We start from the raw sequence: 17,281 nt of genomic DNA on the forward strand, positions 1-17,281 counted from the left end.
ATTTATGCCTCTGCCGGTTTCTTCGATTTTCTTGAAACTGCGACTGCAGGAATAAGAGCTGTCCCGCCAATGGCAATGAGCAAACCTCCAAGCATGATCATATTTGGCAGGGCAGTTGCCGTATTCGGCAATTCAGCCGCCGGCATTGGAACAAAGACTCCAGTCTCACTCATTTCTCTCAAGGCTTCAACCGCCTCAAGCAATGCATTGATTTTGCCAAGCAGGACTTCAGGGGACAAATCTTCTCTTGTTGGATCCATAATGGCAAGCAAATTTCCGTCTCTGTCAAGAAGCTGAATCTTTACACCAGTAGTTCCAGGCTCATAGTTCAAAATATTAATTTCATTGCCGAAATCATCTACCATCCTGGCATCAAGCTGAAGAAGCTTAATATTGTCCATAAAGATACGCAAAAGCTCCAATTTTGCTGAATTCGGCAGGCTGTCTATACTGCTGGTATTCCGGATAATTTGATTTGCCCGGCCTGTATTGTCTTTTATCTGGCTATATTCATTTTCCGACAGTTCAACTGATTGCAGATATGCATACAAATAATCAACATGATCAAGCTTCATTACATTCAATGAATCAACTAATTGCTGCGCTGGAGTGTCTGCGCTGCTGTCTGCCATTGCCGTTGTCATTGGCCAGGCAGATACGGCAGTAATTCCGAGACTCAGCGCTGTGATCCTCAATCCCTTTTTAAGCTTATTTTTTAATAACACCTTGTCACCTTCCAATCCTCTTTTACTTGAACTCCATTCTCTTGCCTGGAGCTTGTTAAGTATCTTTAAATTGCAGCTAACCACCCCCTTTAAGAATGGCCAATCCATTTACGGATTGATCATGAATATGCAAGAGATTATTCTTGTATCAGCAGCTGAAGGGGTTACCAATCGACTCAGTTTTATGTATTGCCAGCTATTGAATCCTTGGCTGAGCAGTCCTTCACCCTATTGGATGAAATAATCATTTTATTGCCTGGGATTCACTCCTTCTTACATAAATAAGTTTTTTAACCAATATTGGAATTTATTTCACAGTCGTTTATACCACTGACTTTTTTTATAAAACTTAATTATTGAAAATTGGAACAATACTACTATTCAAACAATTCTTTTATCACAATTAACTTTTTGAAAAATCAGGGGAAAGAGGAAGAAAGAGATGGGTCATTATGTGGAGGGTACATATAGGGAAAAAACAAAAAAAGCCTCCGAATAACGGAAGCTCCTTCATTTATTTCAATTATTTAAGAGAGAATAATTATCTCAGCAATGATGTAACCCTCTTCGTCCATACAGAGGGCTTTTACTTTAAAATATACTTCACATGTTTACCTGCTCCTCCAGCTACAGGAAGAACAAAGTTGTTGCTATTTTTGCCAATCACCAGATCCATTCTTTCCTGTGTAGAAATGTTGATCCCTCTCAAAGAGACATAAGCGTTTAATTTCCCGTTTTTTCTTAAGAGGGTATTTCCTGATATAGTCCCTGAATTATGGCCAGATCGAAAGGCGATGGCAGATGGCACCTTATACACATTATCCTGTACATCTTCTACCTTGTTCCCCACAATTGAAAACTCCTGATTGTGAGTATATAAGTGAATGCCATTTGCATAGGAATGGACCAATGTATTATTTTTTATAACTAAGTCTCTGCTATAAGACGCCTGAATAGCACCCGATATGCTATTTCCCTGCTGTCCGGCCTTTGTTAATTGGTTTCCTTCAATTATACAGCCTCTGCTGTTATCAGATGAAGATCCGGCTACCACAATTCCATACCCCTTACCGATTCCTTCTATCCGGTTGCTTTTTGCCGTACATTTTTGAGAACCAAATAATTCATTTCCGCCTTTCCCGGTTGCATTAACAAATGCGATGCCAACCTTCGCATTGCGTATCGTGTTATTGTTAAATACAATATTCTCCCCGCCATGAGTATCCAGTGCTTCCCATAACGGAATGTCTTCTATGATACTGTTTGTCACCGAACTATCCGCACTTCTAGGATGCGTTTTCAGACTGCTCTCAGCACCCTTTCGCGAATAAAAAACACCATAGGCATTCCCTTTGCTTCCAGGTGAAATTCCCTTTATGTGACTGTTATCAATATGCATATTTTTTACAGAAAGTCCCCCAACACCTGCAAAACCAATATCATGAATAGCAGCATTTGATATCTTTACATCATCAGCAAATTCAGCAAGGATACCATAGAAGCCCATATTGTGAATAATTACATCCTCGATGATAATATTTTTGGCATAACCTTTAACATCTGCACCCTTAACCCTTATCCCAATTCCTTTGCTGTCCGCCTTTTTATTGCCTGCACCCTGCAGCTCGATTCCATAAAGCTTTACTCCGCTGCCAATCGTCAGCAGGGTCTGGTGTGTTTTATCGTTGTATATCTTCGATCCATAGCCGACAACAATAGTATTGTCCGGGATTTTTAACCCACTGATTTTAAATGAACTTCCATGTGGTAAAACCACAATTTTGCCGGCTCCAAGCTTTAATGCTTTTTGTAATAGCTCCGTCATATCGCGATTATTCTTAGCAAGGGGCTGATCAATCAAATCCGACACATGTAAAACTTTATTTTTATCCATATGTGGCACTTTCGGATTATGTCCCATTTTTACTTCGGCAAGATTATATAATCCATCATTATCAAAATCCTCAAACCCATCCGCGACCTTATTTTTATCTGTATCATTTGTGATCGGACTTAAATTAAGCTGATACTCAAAAAAATTACTCAAGCCATCTTTGTCTGGATCTTCTAATTCCGTCTCTTTGCCTGATTTCAGGTTATATCTTCTTTCCCAATTATCATCTAAACCATTCCTATTATTATCCACAATGCGCTGATCAACTGCCGATGCATTGGGCAACCAAAGCATGGACAGAATTAATGCTGAAATAATTCCTGCAAAATAAATCCTCAGATGATTCATTATCCTTCTCCTTCTCCTGATAAACAAAAGAACACCACAAAGATTCTTTATACCTATTAAAATTAGTTTATTTTAACATAATTATACATAAATTAGGTAATTTTATATAGGTAAATGGTATTAATAATTTATAAAATTTGGTGTTCCCGGATTAGAAAGAGATGAGTATTTCACTTTGAGGAACAATGCTGTTCACACTAAAATAGCCAGCTAAGCAGCTGGCTACTAATTTCGTTAGATTATTTATTTAACAGAATTAAACTCCCGCTTAACTCTCCAATCGCTGAGCTATTCATCTAAACAATAAAATTTCGAAGAATTGGTCTTGTACTTCATAGAATGTTCCTATATATGCTCCAACTTTTGTATATTTTCAATGGAGATGGATCCATCGTCATTCAATTCGATGGCAACTTCCTAACTATAGAATTTCGCAATAATTTTTGCAGCTGGTAATACAAATATCTGTGCAATTAAAGTTCCCAGCAATTTTGTACCAATAAGCAAAATAACAAGTGCTTTCACATCTTCATATGGCCGCTTTTGTCTAAGTGCCTGATCTGTAATAATAGCTGACTGCGGATCAACCAATAATGTTAATAGAACTGTTGCAATACCATTTATCATACCGGAAGATGCAGAGGCAGCCAGGCGATGTTCTTCAGGCACAAAAGAGGCTGCATAATAAGCAGACAAAACACCAATCGTATATATGGCGGTTATAATTGTATTTAGGAGCAGGAAACGCTTGGGTATCTGCTTATATCTGATGCTAAAAAGTATCCTTCTTCGAGGGCTTGCTGTGCTCTTAACTATTCGCTTTATCGTATTTATCTTCAAGGACTCTGCTACAATAGACGGAACAGATCCAGTAACCTCAAGCTTGTCAACAGCTTTAGAAAAAATCCTGAGAAAAGTAGGAATACATAGTATACCTAGCAGTGTACCGGCTGTTGAAGAAAAAATGACCAGCCTGATATCAGGAAGCGAATCCTGTCCAGCAGCAATATTGGCGCCGATTAAACCGCCGATTAAAGGTGCCTGAAACATGTTTGCCGTTCTTGATAACAGCACAAAGATATTAAACAATGAAATGGAGAGTGCAAATTTTCCGCTCTTAACAGAATTAAGGCGAACGGAATATGCCAGAGTATCAATTAAATGAATGATTAACGTGAGTAATATTAGTCCAATTAGCTGTAAATCCAAAGTTCAATGCCTCCAGCCTGGATTTCCGGTCTTAAGAGATAGATTAAATATACTCCTATCACATAAAATTATTTATTACGCTTATTAGCCCGTCAGTACTGTAACTGCATCAAAGTAGCCAGCTTATAATCTGGCTATTATTCTAGTTATTTAATTGTTTTACTAACCCCAGCTTAGCTATAGAAGGTGTCTCATAGAATAAATTCTTTTGAAAATATTCGTTGCTGCCATCCAATCGGTGGCTGCTTCTATAGGCAAACAGGTTGGCTCCCAAAGCATAATTTGTTGTGTAGTCATCACGGTAGATTCCATAAACGCGAAATACTTCACCCTTTTTCACATAACGGGCTGGAACCATTTCCCCATCTTCTAATTTAAAGATAGAGAACCCGGTTTTCAGCATCGTCACTCTGCCTATTTGTCCCTTTTTCAATTCTGTACCATCCCACCAGACCTTTGCAGATGCAGCTTCGGCATTTACTGTGGAAAATACAAAAGTAATAACTGACAGTATCGCTGCTAAATATAATTTAAATTTCATTCTCGAATCTCCTCCTGAAGTTTTCATTTGGATAATAGAAATCACTGTTTCCTAAGAGGAAAAGTACTGGTTCAGTTGCTGTGCCGCAAATGTAAATTCTACTTCTGCACCTTCCATATCAAATCTTTTTTCTGATTTATAGCATAATATTGTTCCCTTATTTTCCTTCCAATGGTTATAGTCATTCATTATCAATCTTTTATTTTCAGCCTCATGATGCTGTTCTTCAATTCCGTAAACATAATAATAAATTTTGAAATCGCCTTGGGGAAGCACCACTAAAACAAGATTTGTTTTCTCTCCCCATTTATCGGGACAATAGAATCGTATAGCTGTTCTTTTTGACCAGTTATGAACCTTATCCAGCACAGCGCTGCCTGTGGTCTCTAATAAACTTGATGAAAACATCCTTCTTAAGGAATCAATATATTGTTCTTTAATCTCAATGAGCTCGAGCATTCTGCTATAGTTTTTTTGCGCAAAATCCATTAATTGTTTGTCCACTTTTTGCTCTCCTATTAATTCTTCTAAATTCAATATAAAATCTCTTAAGAAAAAGGACCATTTGGCATTACCCGAGGTGAACATGAAAGGCCCAGCCTGTTTTTTAATTTCTTCTATCAGTTCTTGATACAAGATGTTATTCCAATTGTCAGGAATGCCCGATAAACCATTTAACGATAACACAACCAGTATATGGTCTTTATTAGGGTATTTCGCCTTTACATATAATTCATAGTCATCTAACGGATTAAGCAAAGAGTGATATATTTTATTTTCGATAACAAGAACCCAATTCTCGCTTGCAGCCACAATATCGATACGGTTCCCGGAGAGAGTTACTGCTTCACGTTCTATCTTTTCGATAGGACTCTCTTCAATAATCTCTAAGTTCTTCCCTAACACTTTTAAGAAACTTGATATGAAAAGTGTCCCAAAATTATGCTCTTCACTTGGATCCAAATAAAAAGCCATTACATCACTGATGGGATTTTCATAATGCCCTCTTCCGCCTATGGAAAACACGGTTTTTTCTCTTTTAGGCTGGATAAATTTCTTCATATCTTCTAATAGCTCATTAAATTTATCAATTTTCTGCTGAACTTCTATTTGGTTCGCCTTCTTTCATTTAGGCTCTTTTTTCAAAGTTTGTTGTCTTTGGTTTATGAATTCTGCCCGTTAATTTCCGCTCCAGGCACGCAGCGAACCCGCGGGGAGGAATGCGAGCCTCCTCGGCTTCGCCTGCGGGGTCTCACACTTCCCTCTCCTCCCGCAGGACATTGAATAAACGTCCTCGAATGAACACCGCACGAAGGAAATGCGTCAGCATTTTCGAGGATCAAGTGCCCACATCGAAAATCATCTCAGCAAATTAAACAAAGTTATGAAAAAGCAATAAACTTTACGAAAACTGCCTTCATTTAAATAGAGATAAAAAAGCTAACTTATTTTATCCCAGCTATATTTTATATACAAAAGGTGTCCACAACCCTTGACATTCATAATTAATGAAAAAGCTGCCGGAAGCGGCAGCTCTGGCTGGACCTTTGCTCTTAATACGCTATAATCTTACTCTATTTATCTACTTTATAATTATTTATAAATTTTTGTGATAAACTATTAAATTCGCTTAATGCTGCTTCTTCATTGAAACTGTCTTTATATTTAGGATTGCGGCTATCTGTTACGTGTTCGTAAGCTATTCTTAAATCTCCAACACTATCAATAAACTTTGTTTCTTTTTTTGAGAGCTTACTGTAATCAAATTTTTTTGTACATACATCCTTAAAGTGATCTGAATTAGATATAACACTCTTTGATGGAGATTGGTCGAGTTCTTCCACGCTTTTCTGCATGGATTCAAAATAGTTTGTTCCTGCTGTGTAAATTTCAGTTCGAATTCCTTCTTCGCTTTTTTGAGTACAGCCAGAAAGTGCTAAAAGCAGGATTAAGAAAAACAAAAAACGTTTCAATTTTGCACCTCTTTTCCGGTGTCTATGTAGGAGTTAAACAGCAGCTTTTATTATCCTTTCACATTGTTGATTATAGCAAAAATTGGTATATTTACAAATTTACATAAATGATTTTGAATGTGATTTTTTTCTTACTAGTCAAATCCTCATTTAACTTCCCAAAGCAGCCGAAAAGGGCGCCGTAGTATCCCTGACTTGAATTTCAACTGTAGTAAGAATATGCCTAAAGTTATAAAACTGAAAGGAACAAACTAATAAACATCACTTTTCTTGGCGAGAACCTCCCTAATTAAGTGACAATAGAACTACTATAATTGTCATTCATTAGTAAAATATACCTATAAATATCATTCTTAGAGGTTTTCAATATGTATCCAGCTATCGGTCACAAATTAAAAATGAAACGATTGGCCCGTAACTTAACCCAAAAAGAGGCAGCAAAAATAATAGGAGTAAGCGTTTATATGATTTCCGCCTGGGAGAATGACCGATATTTTCCCAGTGCAGTAAGGATGGAACAGTTATCTGCGCTTTATGGCATTTCTGTTGAAGAATTAAGGGATATGAAATAAGCAATCAGGAATAAAGGTGATGGAATGATGAAAGCAAAGGGACAGGTTTCTTGTAGATGGAACGGATTCGGTTTCCCGCAATAAGAAAAGCCCTGCAGAGGTTTCTCTCCACAGAGCTTTCCTTCAAAGGAAGCAGCAGAACCGTCTCGATGTTTATGAGACGGAAATTACCCAGTTTTCTTCGAATAGTCTTATAAGGTCGGAGTTTCCAGTTTCATAAACTTCATCTATTAATTGTTCACCCGAAATAGGATTAACAAAGTCTGCGCTTGCACCTGCTTCGATTAATATTTTGGCTAAACCGGCGTTTTGCTGGAGAACGGCATGAGACAGTGGCGTAAACCCTTGAAAATCTTTGAAGTTTGGATCTGCACCGCTATTTAGTAATAAGACAGCAATTTCATTATATCCAAAGCTATTTCTATCCGTACTTAAATAAGATACCTGAGCCAATAATTTAGAAAGATCATCTTTATCATCATAATTGCTTAGGTATTTCTCAATTTTGCCAAGGTCTCCTTCATAGATGACTGCTTTCTCAAGTTCCTTATAAGAAACAGCTTTTAATGAGTTGTTGATACATTTTACCGCTGCTAGTTTTGTTTTACTTGGAGTTTGATAGGTGATTTTTACATCACGATCAACATAATATCCTCCACCCACACTTAGCATACCCGGCTTAAAAGCATAGATACGGTAAAACTCTCCTGCTTTCAACGTACGGGAAATAATCTTTTTCTCTCCTTCTAATTTAAACAGAGGTGTATTCTGCTTAATACTCAATCGTCCGATTTGCCCTGGCTTTAACTCAATCCCATCCCACCAAATTTTTGATTGTCCTTTAAATTGGGAACAAAAATCGTCCTCTGTACCGGCCGCACTTATATTTGAAGGATTTGCACTAATGACCAGAAGCAGAATGAGAGATAAAAATAATTTTAAAAACTTCAAGAAGTTCCCTTCTTTCTCTTTGAATTTAGTTCATAGCACCAGAGCTTCATTAAAACTTCATTTAGCTCTCAACTATGAAAAATTGAGCTTTTCGATACTGAGTGAGGCTCCAAATCATTCAATTGAAAAAGTCATTTTCACAGAGTTCTTTAGCTTTAAGCCATTTTCCCCTGAGATATCCTTGCCGATGTATAGTGTATAAGTTTCGCCTGCTTTATACGGCTGGGCTGGTTTGATTGTTATTGATTTTGTTTCTTCAGAATAACTGATTGATGTCTCAATAAGGTTTTCCGCTGTATCAAGAACGATTATATCTAAGTTTGAAAGTGTTTTTTCATTTAGTTTTTGAGCAAATTTTATGTTCCATTCTTTTGATGCCGGGACCTCTGATTTTGCTGGTTCCATCTCTTCTGCAGATTCATCATTATCCACTTTTTCTTGTACATCATTCTGTAATTCTTTAAGCGCCGTTAAAACTACGTTAACCTGAGTACTAAGCAATTCAATTCTGCCATAACGAGATTGCAATTCTTCGGTAGCTGTTCCTTTTGCAGCGAGTGAATCCAGACGATTATTTACTGCATCTAAGCGGTTTTGAAGTGCATTGAATTTGCCGGCATAACCAGGGTATTCATTTAATTCTTCTTCTACTTCCCCAGCTTCTTCGTCAATTGAACTATCTTCTTCATCGACTTCAGTTGTTTCATCATTGTCTATACTGTCACTATCATCTTCACTAATAGGTTCCTCTTCAGATTCATCCTCATTATCTGCGGCAGCATCAACATTACTTTCATTTTCACTGGAATCCTCATTTGTTTCTTCTGTGCCAGACTCACTTAGAGCATTTGTGTCCTCTTGTTCGCTTGATTGCTCTTCCGCTCCTTGATCACTGCTTTCAGGAGTCTCTTCTTCTACTGTTGGATCGGCAGTTTCTTCTTCCAAATCCTCAATAGGTTTATAAAGATTCTGCAGCTTTTCCTGATAATGGGTTAATTTTTCTTCAATCTTATCTAATTGCTTGTCAATAGATTTTAACTGCTGAGTTTGACCTTTGTTAGACTCTTGATTCTCCTTCACTTTCTGTACCTTTTCCGGCTTAGGATTATCTTTTGGTACTGCAAAAGCCGGACCTGAGAACACCATTCCCAATGTAAGAACGGCAGCTACTGCAGGTATAAATTTTTTCATTCCCTATTCCTCCTTCAAAATTTTAGGGCCTGGCAGCTGGCTGGCATAGAATCACTCCTTAGCCCCTATAGCTTTGTGACACCAAATTTCTTTGGCTGTACCCATAATTATTATCGGATAAATTTACAAATAATTTATATGGTCCATGGTTACAGGTACCTCGTTGCTGTTTTTTGCTGTCAATAAATACAGCTGATGCATTAAGAAAAGCCCCGCAGGTGATCCGCGGAGCTATTATTAAACTAAGTACTTTCCAGACTATTTATTTACAGAACAATTTGCTTGGGCAAGCTTAGTCTTCGAAGGTGTTTCGTATTTGATTTTCACATCCCGGTCAACATAATACCCGCCGCCTACACTCAATTTTCCTGGTTTAAAGGCATAAATTCGATACAATTCACCCTTTTTCAGTGTCCGGGCAGGAACTTTTTTATCTCCTTCAAGTTTATACAACGCAGTGTCCTGCATAGTGGTTCTGCTGCAGAATAGTTTGTTAATCATTAACTTTTGCCATTTCTTCTGAATTTCTTTATGATTTATGTTTTTAATACCTTCCACAGTTTTTACAATTTTAACTAATTCTCCTAAAGTATTTATGGTAAAATTTACTCAGTTCATAAATTTCATCTTAAAATAACGAAGGAGTGAAGACCTATGAAAAAATTCGGAGCGCTCTTAGTATCATTAATCGTATTTTTATGTCTTTTTTCTTCTGCAAGCGCTGCAGACAACTGCCAAAACTACAAAAGCGGAAGTAAGGTCTGGTGGGATGGCATTGAATTAAAGCCTGGCCAAATCGGCCGCTTAACCATTAAAAAGGATACACCTTTATTCAAGCTTAATGGTGAAAAAAGGACACTTTCCCGCACTTTAAAAGCGGGGGAATTTTACCGGATTTATGCGTTTAAGCCAGGTTTATTAAGTGTGGGGGGAGGTTACTTTGTTGAACGCGACAGCCGCGTCACTTACCAGACTCCGTCCAAAACAAAACTGGAGCAAGTAAAACAGATTCAGGTATGCACCATCGCCAATAAGAGCAGAGCAACCTTCACACTTAAGGACTCAAAAGGCATTTCCTATAAGGTGTATGCTGTCGGATCCAACGAGCAAAAAGCTTACGGTTCTTTTTCTTCCTCAGCAACCTGGAACAGTGTATGGGCTGGGATCTCAGAAGGAGATGTACTCTATAAAGGAAATTACAAACTCTACTTACAGAAACAAAATTCGCCTGTAATCGCTGATACCGGAATTCAAATAAAGGACTATGTGTATAACGCATCAAGAAAGATGATGTACCAAGTTCCTACTTATTATATCGGCCAGCCGGACCTCTTAGCGATTGCCAATACAGAAAGCTCAAACTTTGAATCAGCTGATCTTTATTATGTCCATAACGGCCAGCTATTCAGAGTCATGCGTTCCGGATGGGCCGCTATCGGCTATACAACACGTCCATCAACGGTTGACAAGCTTACTTATCAGACAAAAGACTATAACAATGCTGACGGGGTTTGGACTCTTAATACATGGACGCTGAATCCTGATAATGCTGAAATAACTTTGATTGATTCTCAGGATTACTGATGAAACACAAACAAGGCAGCTATTCCCCTATAGCTGCCTTGTTTTTTATATGGTATCCCCTATTTTATTAATTTTCAGGTTCTTCATTTCTCAGAACTTTTTCAGCATTTTCTAACTCAATTTCTTTAAAGATATTTCCCTTATTTCTTTCGAATACCTGCATCTCATCATAACCCCATACACTTGCAGTTAAGTCGAAATCATTCCCCTTCGAAAGGAATTCAAGCACTTGATAAACGCCCGTATAATGTAAGAAATTAATCGTAAAGTTGTCACCATAATTAGTAAACGCAAAGTCTACAGGACTATGAATATAAGTTTCGCCTGAAAACCTGGCTGTAAACTCACTTGGTAATTCTACCGATGGTTTAATATCGTCTTTATTATCTACAATCAATTTAATCTTACTGATCGCATCTGGCGTTTCTCCATTATCTTAATATCGTAAGATAAACTGATATCGGTTCAACCCTTCTGCCAGTGTATTTCCTGGTATATGAAAATGGTATTCATTGTGTGTTACACCACTTTGCTTAATTCTATTTACATGGTCTGGCTCACCTAACTTTGCAGCAACCCCCTCATAGGAATCACCAATTCCAATCCCCAAGATGGTCAGCTGATCAGTCTCTGTAATCTCAAATAAAGGTTTTCCTTTTACTGCGGCAATTCTCTTGTTAATGATTTCTTCTGTCAGGTTAACACCTTCTGGCAGCTGGTAACCTTTATCTGCTATTGCCGTTTCTAATTGAACAGACGGCATACTGGAGTTTTCAATATAATAAGTTACATATTCATTTATAGTTTTATAGTATTCAGCAAGATCCGAATCTTCCTCATTAATAAATGTCAACAATTTTAAGCCTAATTCATCCTTATAGCCCAATTTATTAACCATGGGTATAATAGTTTCTCGCTGCTGTTGTTCACTTAACTTAACAAACTCCTTAAAAGTGTACTCCTCTTCTTTTGCAGCTTCTTCTTTGCCCTCTTTTTCCTTAGCCTCTGAGGCTTCTTTTTTAACAGGTGCTTCAAGTGTTTCATTTTGCTCTTTATTCTCTTTTTCATCTCCGCTCTTTCCGGTTTCTTCAGAACAAGACGTTAGAGCAAATAGTGCTAAAATAATTGCACCCATATATTTTCTCATCGTTTAACCCCCTTAATGATTATGTACTTATAATCATAGCACTATATTACTATTTTTTATAAAAATTCCCAGGGATTTTATACTGCTTGTCATCGTATTTAGCTTGTTAACTTCCTGCCCGAATAAAAAATACTATGATTTCGGAATCTCCTGCATCAACTGTCACGTGTACAATTATGATCATGGTCGGAGGGCCAAGGGGACGGCACCACGTCCCAGCATGAAAACTTTACTAGGTATTTTCGCAGAGCTGTTTTACTTATGTTGAAAACTAAAACATACATTGAGCCCTAAAGAAGCGCTATTAGATCAGGTACAAACACTATCGGATCAAGGCAGTATAGATCAAGCATGAGAAACCATCTCAAAGGTAATTCTCTCATAAAAGGCATCATGCCAGAAAACTAGTTCAACAGTAAATTATTAATAGAAGCGGAAAAGCTACGCAACACTCTTAAGTAAGCAAAAGACAGCCAGTTCATCAAGAACCGGCTGTCTTTCTTCTTCTGTGTAAGATAATTACGGTTAAAAACACCGCTAATGAGATAACAGAAACGCTCAATCCCAGGTTAAAGTAAGGGGTTTTATAGGCGAGAACCACTTCATGGCTCCCTTTTTCCACCGGAACCCCTATAAAAGAATAGGTTACTTCGTGAAAAGGAACCTGCTTGCCGTCAACTTCAATGGTCCATCCCTCGCTGTATGGTATCGGGAAGAAAAGCATACTGTCCCTCTCGGCTTGAATTTGGCCTTTCACAGAGCTTTCAGAGTATTCCTCAACTTGAAAACTTTGGTTTACCCGCTCCTCTGCAAGGGATTCATAGTTTTTGTAGGAATTAAAATACACCTTTAACTGATCTATTTCATATCGTCCCTCAGACAGAAAGATATGAATATTCTCCTTGATTAAGTGAGGGTTTATTTTTACCAAAAATGTTTCTTTTGGATACGCATATTTATCCTTCGGAGATCGTTTTACAAACTGCTTGCCGTTCACTTTGGCGGTAAACTGTTTGTTTTCCAGACTTTTCACTTTCAATTCGACCAGTAGTTCTCCCGGTTCCTCCGGTTTATCGATTTTTAAGTTCAAATAGGCTTTTTCACCGGAAGCCCGAAAAGTTGAACCTTCTCTTTTTATATCATGAAGCTCCACTCCCTCAAAGCCTTGATGCACCAGCTTTGTATCCAGCTTTTCTTCATCCATCGGCAGAAGGTTCATCTTTTCCAGATCTTCTGCAACAGCTGCCGAGAACAGCAGCTGATCTTTTTCAGGCGGGCTCAGGTTCTCAAATTTACTTTGGTTTATGCCGTACTCTAACAAATAGCCAAATGGAAGGAAGTATTCATTTTCATAGATATTGAACCCATTCATCGTTTGAACAAGCTGATAGCCAAATGGACGGTATCCGTTTGCTTCCGGAATGATATAGAATTTATTGCTTAAAGCTGTCTCCAGATACTGCCTTTCATCCAGATTATGAAAGATGCTTGGAGAGTCTACAGGCTGCAGGATATTAAAGCGTTCTTTCATAAATTGATGAATATTGGCAGAAACCAGGCTTTGATAGGTGCTAAATCCATTGAAGCCGTAAAGCATAGGCGTATTGCTTTCCAGCTGGTTCATCCAGGTTACACGATATAAACCGGCATCCCGTTTTTTTAGATATGCTGCTATTTCCTTCTCATCTTCGTTGTCATAGCCGCTATTGGTGAAGTTCATTTCATGTTTCGCTGCCTGTTCTGAATAAGGCCCTAAATGCTCCGTAAAAAAATGATAATTGGCGGTGCCGATATGGCACAGCATAACAGCAACTAAACCTGCGGAAGTGAACCTTTGCGGAACTTTTCTGCTGATTAGCAGCAATAAGACACCAACCATTCCAAGCAGCATAATCCATACATCCACCATTCTGGCAGGATTCCCGGTTAATTCATTTTTCAGGATGACAGATCCAAAGATAGTGATTCCCGATCCAACTATTATCCCTGTCCGTTTCATGTTTTTTGTCTCAAGGCGCAAATCATCATATATAAATGCGATGGCCAGACTGACTGTAAAAACAAACAAGTAAAGCCAGCGGGGCTGCATTGCTGATAGGCCATTGAAAAATGAATACGAATACGGCAAAAAATATAGCAATAGAAAGAAACCGGAAAAGGCAGCATAAATGCGGGATTCCCAGCGATGTAATGTCATACCGGCAGCCAGCAGAACAAAAACCAGCAGCGGCATCGCTAATGTGTAGTTAAACAGTTCGGTAATAGGAAACTCTCCCGGGAAAAAGAGTGTAAAAAAGAAGCTTTTATAGGTTTTCAGATCAAATAAAAGCGGGATCTGATAATCCTGAAAAAACCGGTCCGCATGCAAAAAGGCGTAAACTGACGGGAGAAAAGAAATGCCGGCCATGCCAAACCCAATCCCGTAATAAAACACCATCTTGCTGTAATGTCTGATAAAAGTTTTAAAGCGGTATTGCCTATGATTCCGCAGGTAAACAAAAACGCAGTATAAATTAATATAAATACTTGTAATAAATGCAAAATAAAAATTCGTGATAACGATCAGAAATACACCCAAAATAAAGCAGATGGGATTTTGCTTTTTTAAATAAATTTCATATCCCAATATGACAAGCGGAAGCCAGATAAAAGCTTCAGCCATATAATCGACCCTCAGGGAATACACCGAAAAGAAAATAACTCCTCCATATAATAATCCAGCAAGGATGGATCCTGTCCTGCTTCTCTGCTTATATTGAAGAAGTCCATAAACAAATGCCATCGCCAGGAAGGTCTTGATGAAACTGAATGCCAGATTAAGACTTAAAACATCTTTAATATTTTGAATATCAAAAAGCATGCTGATCCAAAAAAATACAGATGAAGCATAATAATAAGCAAATTGCCCCCATATATCCCCGCCGAGCCCGTATTTCCAGGACCAGAAAAACTCTCCATCTGAGAAGAGCTGATGCAGAAAGTACCGAAAAAAGACAAATTGTTTCCCGGCATCTGATTTATGCGGACTATAATACGAACCCGATAACAGGAAATAGATATGAATGATGAAAACGGCTCCGATCATAATCAGCAGCGCAAGGATATGCTTTTTTATAGTATGTACCACGACCGCTCCTCCTCATTACGGCAAAAGAACCCTGCCCATCTTAAGCAAGGTTCTGTTTTATCCCTCTTTTAATAAGATCATCTTCGAAACAATAAATGTAAATGGAATAGCAATAACAGATGCAAGCAAAGGGGAAATATTCTCGTCCAGCTTTAAAATATCCACCAGAATGAATACCCCGGACGTCGTAACTACAAAATTAACGACATAGGTTAACGGAAATTGCAGAAACTTTTTTAACGTCGGTTTTGTTTTGTACGTAAAATAAGAATTTAAGAAGAACGAGCCAACCATGCTGATCAAAAACGCTAATATATGAGCGCCTAAATATGGCATATTCAAAAGATGATTAAAAAACAGGTATAATACATAATAATTGAAGGTGTTTGTAAATCCAACCATTACAAACCGCCAAAATTGCTTGCTGAAAACAAACATTAATCAACTTCCTTAATCTTTTTTGTCATATTTTCCTCAGAGATGATAAAGTGCGGACGCCTTTTGGTTTCATAATAAATCCTTCCGATATACTCTCCTATAATACCCATAAAAATCAGCTGAATGCCGCCGAATAATAGAATGGAAGCAATAAGAGTAAAATAGCCCGGTTCGTCAATTCCGTGCATAAGAATATTAATCAGCGTCAGCAGCACATATAAAAGGCCGCCAAAGGTAACCAGGAAGCCCAAATAAATAGAAAGGCGCAGCGGCTTATTATTAAAGGAAATAATTCCATCCATTCCATAATTTAAAAGCTTCGAAAAAGACCACTTGCTGCTGCCCTCTTCCCTTAACACATTTTCATACTCTATCACTAATTCCTTAAAACCAATCCAGGCAAACAATCCTTTAGAGAAACGATTATATTCTGAAAGGGATAATAATGCGTCCGCCGCTTTCCGGCTCAGCAGACGAAAATCTCCGATCCCATCTGTCAGTTCAATATCAACAAACCGGTTCATCATCTGATAATAAATCGCTGAAATAACAGAACGCACAACCGCATCCCCTTTGCGGTTCCTTTTCGCAATCACCTGATCATAGCCCTCTTCATAGCCCTTCACCAGCTGCGGAATCAAAGCCGGAGGATGCTGCAAATCCGCATCCATAATCAGCATCGCATCCCCTGATGCATACTTCAGTCCGGCAAGCATCCCTGCTTCTTTGCCAAAATTCCGGCTAAAAGATATAAACCGGACCCGGGAATCAGCCCCGGCCAAAGCTTTTATTTTATCAAGCGTACGATCACTGCTGCCATCATTTACAAAAATCAGCTCATACCCAAAATCAGCAGTATCCAGCACCCTATTTATCTCCTCATAAAAACGATCGATTACAGCCTCCTCGTTAAAACAAGGAATCACAACTGATAATAACATAACTTCACCCGGTTCTAGTTTTATCAGTTGAATTATATCATATTCTGGCTGTTGACGTGGGGTATCCCAGCTAAACATCAAAGTTTGCTGCAGACATTAATAATCAATCATATTTCCGAAGTTATACACTTGGACCCTGTCTCAGTGTAACTTGAAAAAAATTGAGGGTTACAGGAATTAAAGATTGAAGCAATCTCCCGCCCTAGACTTCCTGGGCATAGAACAATTAAAGAAAAAGACAGTTGCAATTACAACCAGCACAAGGCGGTGCTGTCGGAGGATTCAATGCACTAAACCAGCTCAGATTAATCATAAGAAGCCTGCATGCCAATGTCCTGACAGAACAAGTAATTGTCAATGCCCGCAGCTTCGATGAATCACAGTATATAAAGGATGATCAATCCAACCAGCAAGTAGCATCCCTTGTTCAAGAGGTTTTATCTGAAACTAGTTTTAGACTGCAGATAAATCAATAGTCTAGGATGACCTATGTACGCAGGTACATATAGTAGTGGTAAATACTTATCTGGATCTAGTTGAAGAAGAGCTGGATCTGGAGCAGGTTGGCATTTTTCAAATAAGAACAGGCACTGGCTTTGAACTGTACCCCCATTTACGGACAGTTTATAAAAAAGCGCCT

Annotated in this window: 17 protein-coding genes and 1 riboswitch; of the genes, 3 read left to right on the forward strand and 14 right to left on the reverse strand. The window is 38.3% G+C overall.

Going from position 1 to position 17,281, the window contains the following annotated elements; genetic code table 11:
- Positions 1-2 precede the first annotated feature (2 nt).
- From PBF_RS16470 to PBF_RS16495, 6 genes are all read right to left on the reverse strand, one after another.
- Positions 3-725 carry a hypothetical protein gene (locus PBF_RS16470; protein ID WP_035331057.1) on the reverse strand — a complete coding sequence of 241 codons (723 nt, stop codon included), beginning with the start codon at positions 723-725 and terminating at the stop codon, positions 3-5.
- Positions 726-1,311: 586 nt separating this feature from the next.
- On the reverse strand, positions 1,312-2,967 hold the full coding sequence (locus PBF_RS24995; RefSeq protein WP_051488925.1) for a right-handed parallel beta-helix repeat-containing protein: 1,656 nt from the start codon (positions 2,965-2,967) through the stop codon (positions 1,312-1,314).
- A gap of 417 nt (positions 2,968-3,384) precedes the next feature.
- Positions 3,385-4,176, reverse strand: coding sequence for a lipid II flippase Amj family protein (locus PBF_RS16480; protein WP_035331058.1), 792 nt, complete (start codon positions 4,174-4,176; stop codon positions 3,385-3,387).
- A 142-nt stretch (positions 4,177-4,318) separates the two neighbouring features.
- The gene (locus PBF_RS16485; RefSeq protein WP_035331060.1) at positions 4,319-4,717 is read right to left on the reverse strand and encodes a hypothetical protein; all 399 of its coding nucleotides are present in this window, start codon (positions 4,715-4,717) and stop codon (positions 4,319-4,321) included.
- 51 nt (positions 4,718-4,768) lie between these two features.
- Positions 4,769-5,779 (reverse strand): PD-(D/E)XK nuclease family protein, encoded by a 1,011-nt coding sequence (locus PBF_RS16490; RefSeq protein WP_035331062.1) that lies wholly within the window; start codon positions 5,777-5,779, stop codon positions 4,769-4,771.
- A 512-nt stretch (positions 5,780-6,291) separates the two neighbouring features.
- Positions 6,292-6,690, reverse strand: a complete 399-nt coding sequence (locus tag PBF_RS16495) for a lipoprotein (RefSeq protein ID WP_035331064.1) — start codon at positions 6,688-6,690, stop codon at positions 6,292-6,294.
- Positions 6,691-7,058: 368 nt separating this feature from the next.
- Here PBF_RS16495 and PBF_RS16500 point away from each other — a divergent pair, with 368 nt between their 5' ends.
- Complete coding sequence (locus PBF_RS16500; RefSeq protein ID WP_051488926.1) at positions 7,059-7,262, forward strand: helix-turn-helix transcriptional regulator; 204 nt, start codon at positions 7,059-7,061, stop codon at positions 7,260-7,262.
- Between the two features lie 153 nt (positions 7,263-7,415).
- Here PBF_RS16500 and PBF_RS26550 read toward each other — a convergent pair whose 3' ends face one another.
- The 3 genes from PBF_RS26550 to PBF_RS25525 all read right to left on the reverse strand — a co-directional run bounded on the left by PBF_RS26550 (position 7,416) and on the right by PBF_RS25525 (position 9,857).
- Positions 7,416-8,213 carry an ankyrin repeat domain-containing protein gene (locus tag PBF_RS26550; protein WP_051488927.1) on the reverse strand — a complete coding sequence of 266 codons (798 nt, stop codon included), beginning with the start codon at positions 8,211-8,213 and terminating at the stop codon, positions 7,416-7,418.
- Positions 8,214-8,327: 114 nt separating this feature from the next.
- Complete coding sequence (locus PBF_RS16510; protein WP_035331066.1) at positions 8,328-9,404, reverse strand: Ig-like domain-containing protein; 1,077 nt, start codon at positions 9,402-9,404, stop codon at positions 8,328-8,330.
- Between the two features lie 28 nt (positions 9,405-9,432).
- A riboswitch (cyclic di-GMP riboswitch) is annotated at positions 9,433-9,516 on the reverse strand.
- 146 nt (positions 9,517-9,662) lie between these two features.
- Positions 9,663-9,857, reverse strand: coding sequence for a hypothetical protein (locus tag PBF_RS25525; RefSeq protein WP_235192279.1), 195 nt, complete (start codon positions 9,855-9,857; stop codon positions 9,663-9,665).
- A gap of 201 nt (positions 9,858-10,058) precedes the next feature.
- Here PBF_RS25525 and PBF_RS25005 point away from each other — a divergent pair, with 201 nt between their 5' ends.
- On the forward strand, positions 10,059-10,988 hold the full coding sequence (locus PBF_RS25005) for a hypothetical protein (RefSeq protein ID WP_051488928.1): 930 nt from the start codon (positions 10,059-10,061) through the stop codon (positions 10,986-10,988).
- 67 nt (positions 10,989-11,055) lie between these two features.
- On the opposite strand, the gene PBF_RS16525 is transcribed toward PBF_RS25005, so the two are convergent.
- The 5 genes from PBF_RS16525 to PBF_RS16545 form a co-directional block, all read right to left on the reverse strand.
- Positions 11,056-11,385: a hypothetical protein gene (locus PBF_RS16525; protein ID WP_035331070.1), complete on the reverse strand. Its 330-nt coding sequence runs from the start codon at positions 11,383-11,385 to the stop codon at positions 11,056-11,058.
- 39 nt (positions 11,386-11,424) lie between these two features.
- Positions 11,425-12,135: a hypothetical protein gene (locus tag PBF_RS16530; protein ID WP_035331072.1), complete on the reverse strand. Its 711-nt coding sequence runs from the start codon at positions 12,133-12,135 to the stop codon at positions 11,425-11,427.
- A gap of 481 nt (positions 12,136-12,616) precedes the next feature.
- Positions 12,617-15,262, reverse strand: coding sequence for a YfhO family protein (locus tag PBF_RS16535; protein ID WP_035331077.1), 2,646 nt, complete (start codon positions 15,260-15,262; stop codon positions 12,617-12,619).
- A gap of 57 nt (positions 15,263-15,319) precedes the next feature.
- Entirely contained in the window at positions 15,320-15,700 is a 381-nt protein-coding gene (locus PBF_RS16540; RefSeq protein WP_035331080.1) for a GtrA family protein, read from the reverse strand.
- Positions 15,700-16,641, reverse strand: a complete 942-nt coding sequence (locus PBF_RS16545; protein WP_035331126.1) for a glycosyltransferase family 2 protein — start codon at positions 16,639-16,641, stop codon at positions 15,700-15,702. The genes PBF_RS16540 and PBF_RS16545 overlap by 1 nt, the downstream gene beginning before the upstream one ends.
- Before the next feature lie 242 nt (positions 16,642-16,883).
- On the opposite strand from PBF_RS16545, the gene PBF_RS16550 reads away from it, so the two are divergent.
- Positions 16,884-17,117, forward strand: coding sequence for a hypothetical protein (locus PBF_RS16550; protein ID WP_035331082.1), 234 nt, complete (start codon positions 16,884-16,886; stop codon positions 17,115-17,117).
- The last annotated feature ends 164 nt before the right edge of the window (positions 17,118-17,281 follow it).

The sequence above is a fragment of the Cytobacillus firmus DS1 genome, assembly GCF_000565285.1.
GTDB lineage: Bacteria > Bacillota > Bacilli > Bacillales > Cytobacillaceae > Cytobacillus > Cytobacillus firmus_A.

Bases quoted from the DNA above. Each gene is read 5' to 3' on its own strand.
- PBF_RS16500 (WP_051488926.1), top strand. From the start codon at position 7,059: ATGTATCCAGCTATCGGTCACAAATTAAAAATGAAACGATTGGCCCGT.
- PBF_RS16510 (WP_035331066.1), bottom strand. From the start codon at position 9,404: ATGAAAAAATTTATACCTGCAGTAGCTGCCGTTCTTACATTGGGAATG.
- PBF_RS16485 (WP_035331060.1), bottom strand. From the start codon at position 4,717: ATGAAATTTAAATTATATTTAGCAGCGATACTGTCAGTTATTACTTTT.
- PBF_RS24995 (WP_051488925.1), bottom strand. From the start codon at position 2,967: ATGAATCATCTGAGGATTTATTTTGCAGGAATTATTTCAGCATTAATT.
- PBF_RS16540 (WP_035331080.1), bottom strand. From the start codon at position 15,700: ATGTTTGTTTTCAGCAAGCAATTTTGGCGGTTTGTAATGGTTGGATTT.
- PBF_RS25005 (WP_051488928.1), top strand. From the start codon at position 10,059: ATGAAAAAATTCGGAGCGCTCTTAGTATCATTAATCGTATTTTTATGT.
- PBF_RS16530 (WP_035331072.1), bottom strand. From the start codon at position 12,135: ATGAGAAAATATATGGGTGCAATTATTTTAGCACTATTTGCTCTAACG.
- PBF_RS16545 (WP_035331126.1), bottom strand. From the start codon at position 16,641: ATGTTATTATCAGTTGTGATTCCTTGTTTTAACGAGGAGGCTGTAATC.
- PBF_RS16490 (WP_035331062.1), bottom strand. From the start codon at position 5,779: ATGAAGAAATTTATCCAGCCTAAAAGAGAAAAAACCGTGTTTTCCATA.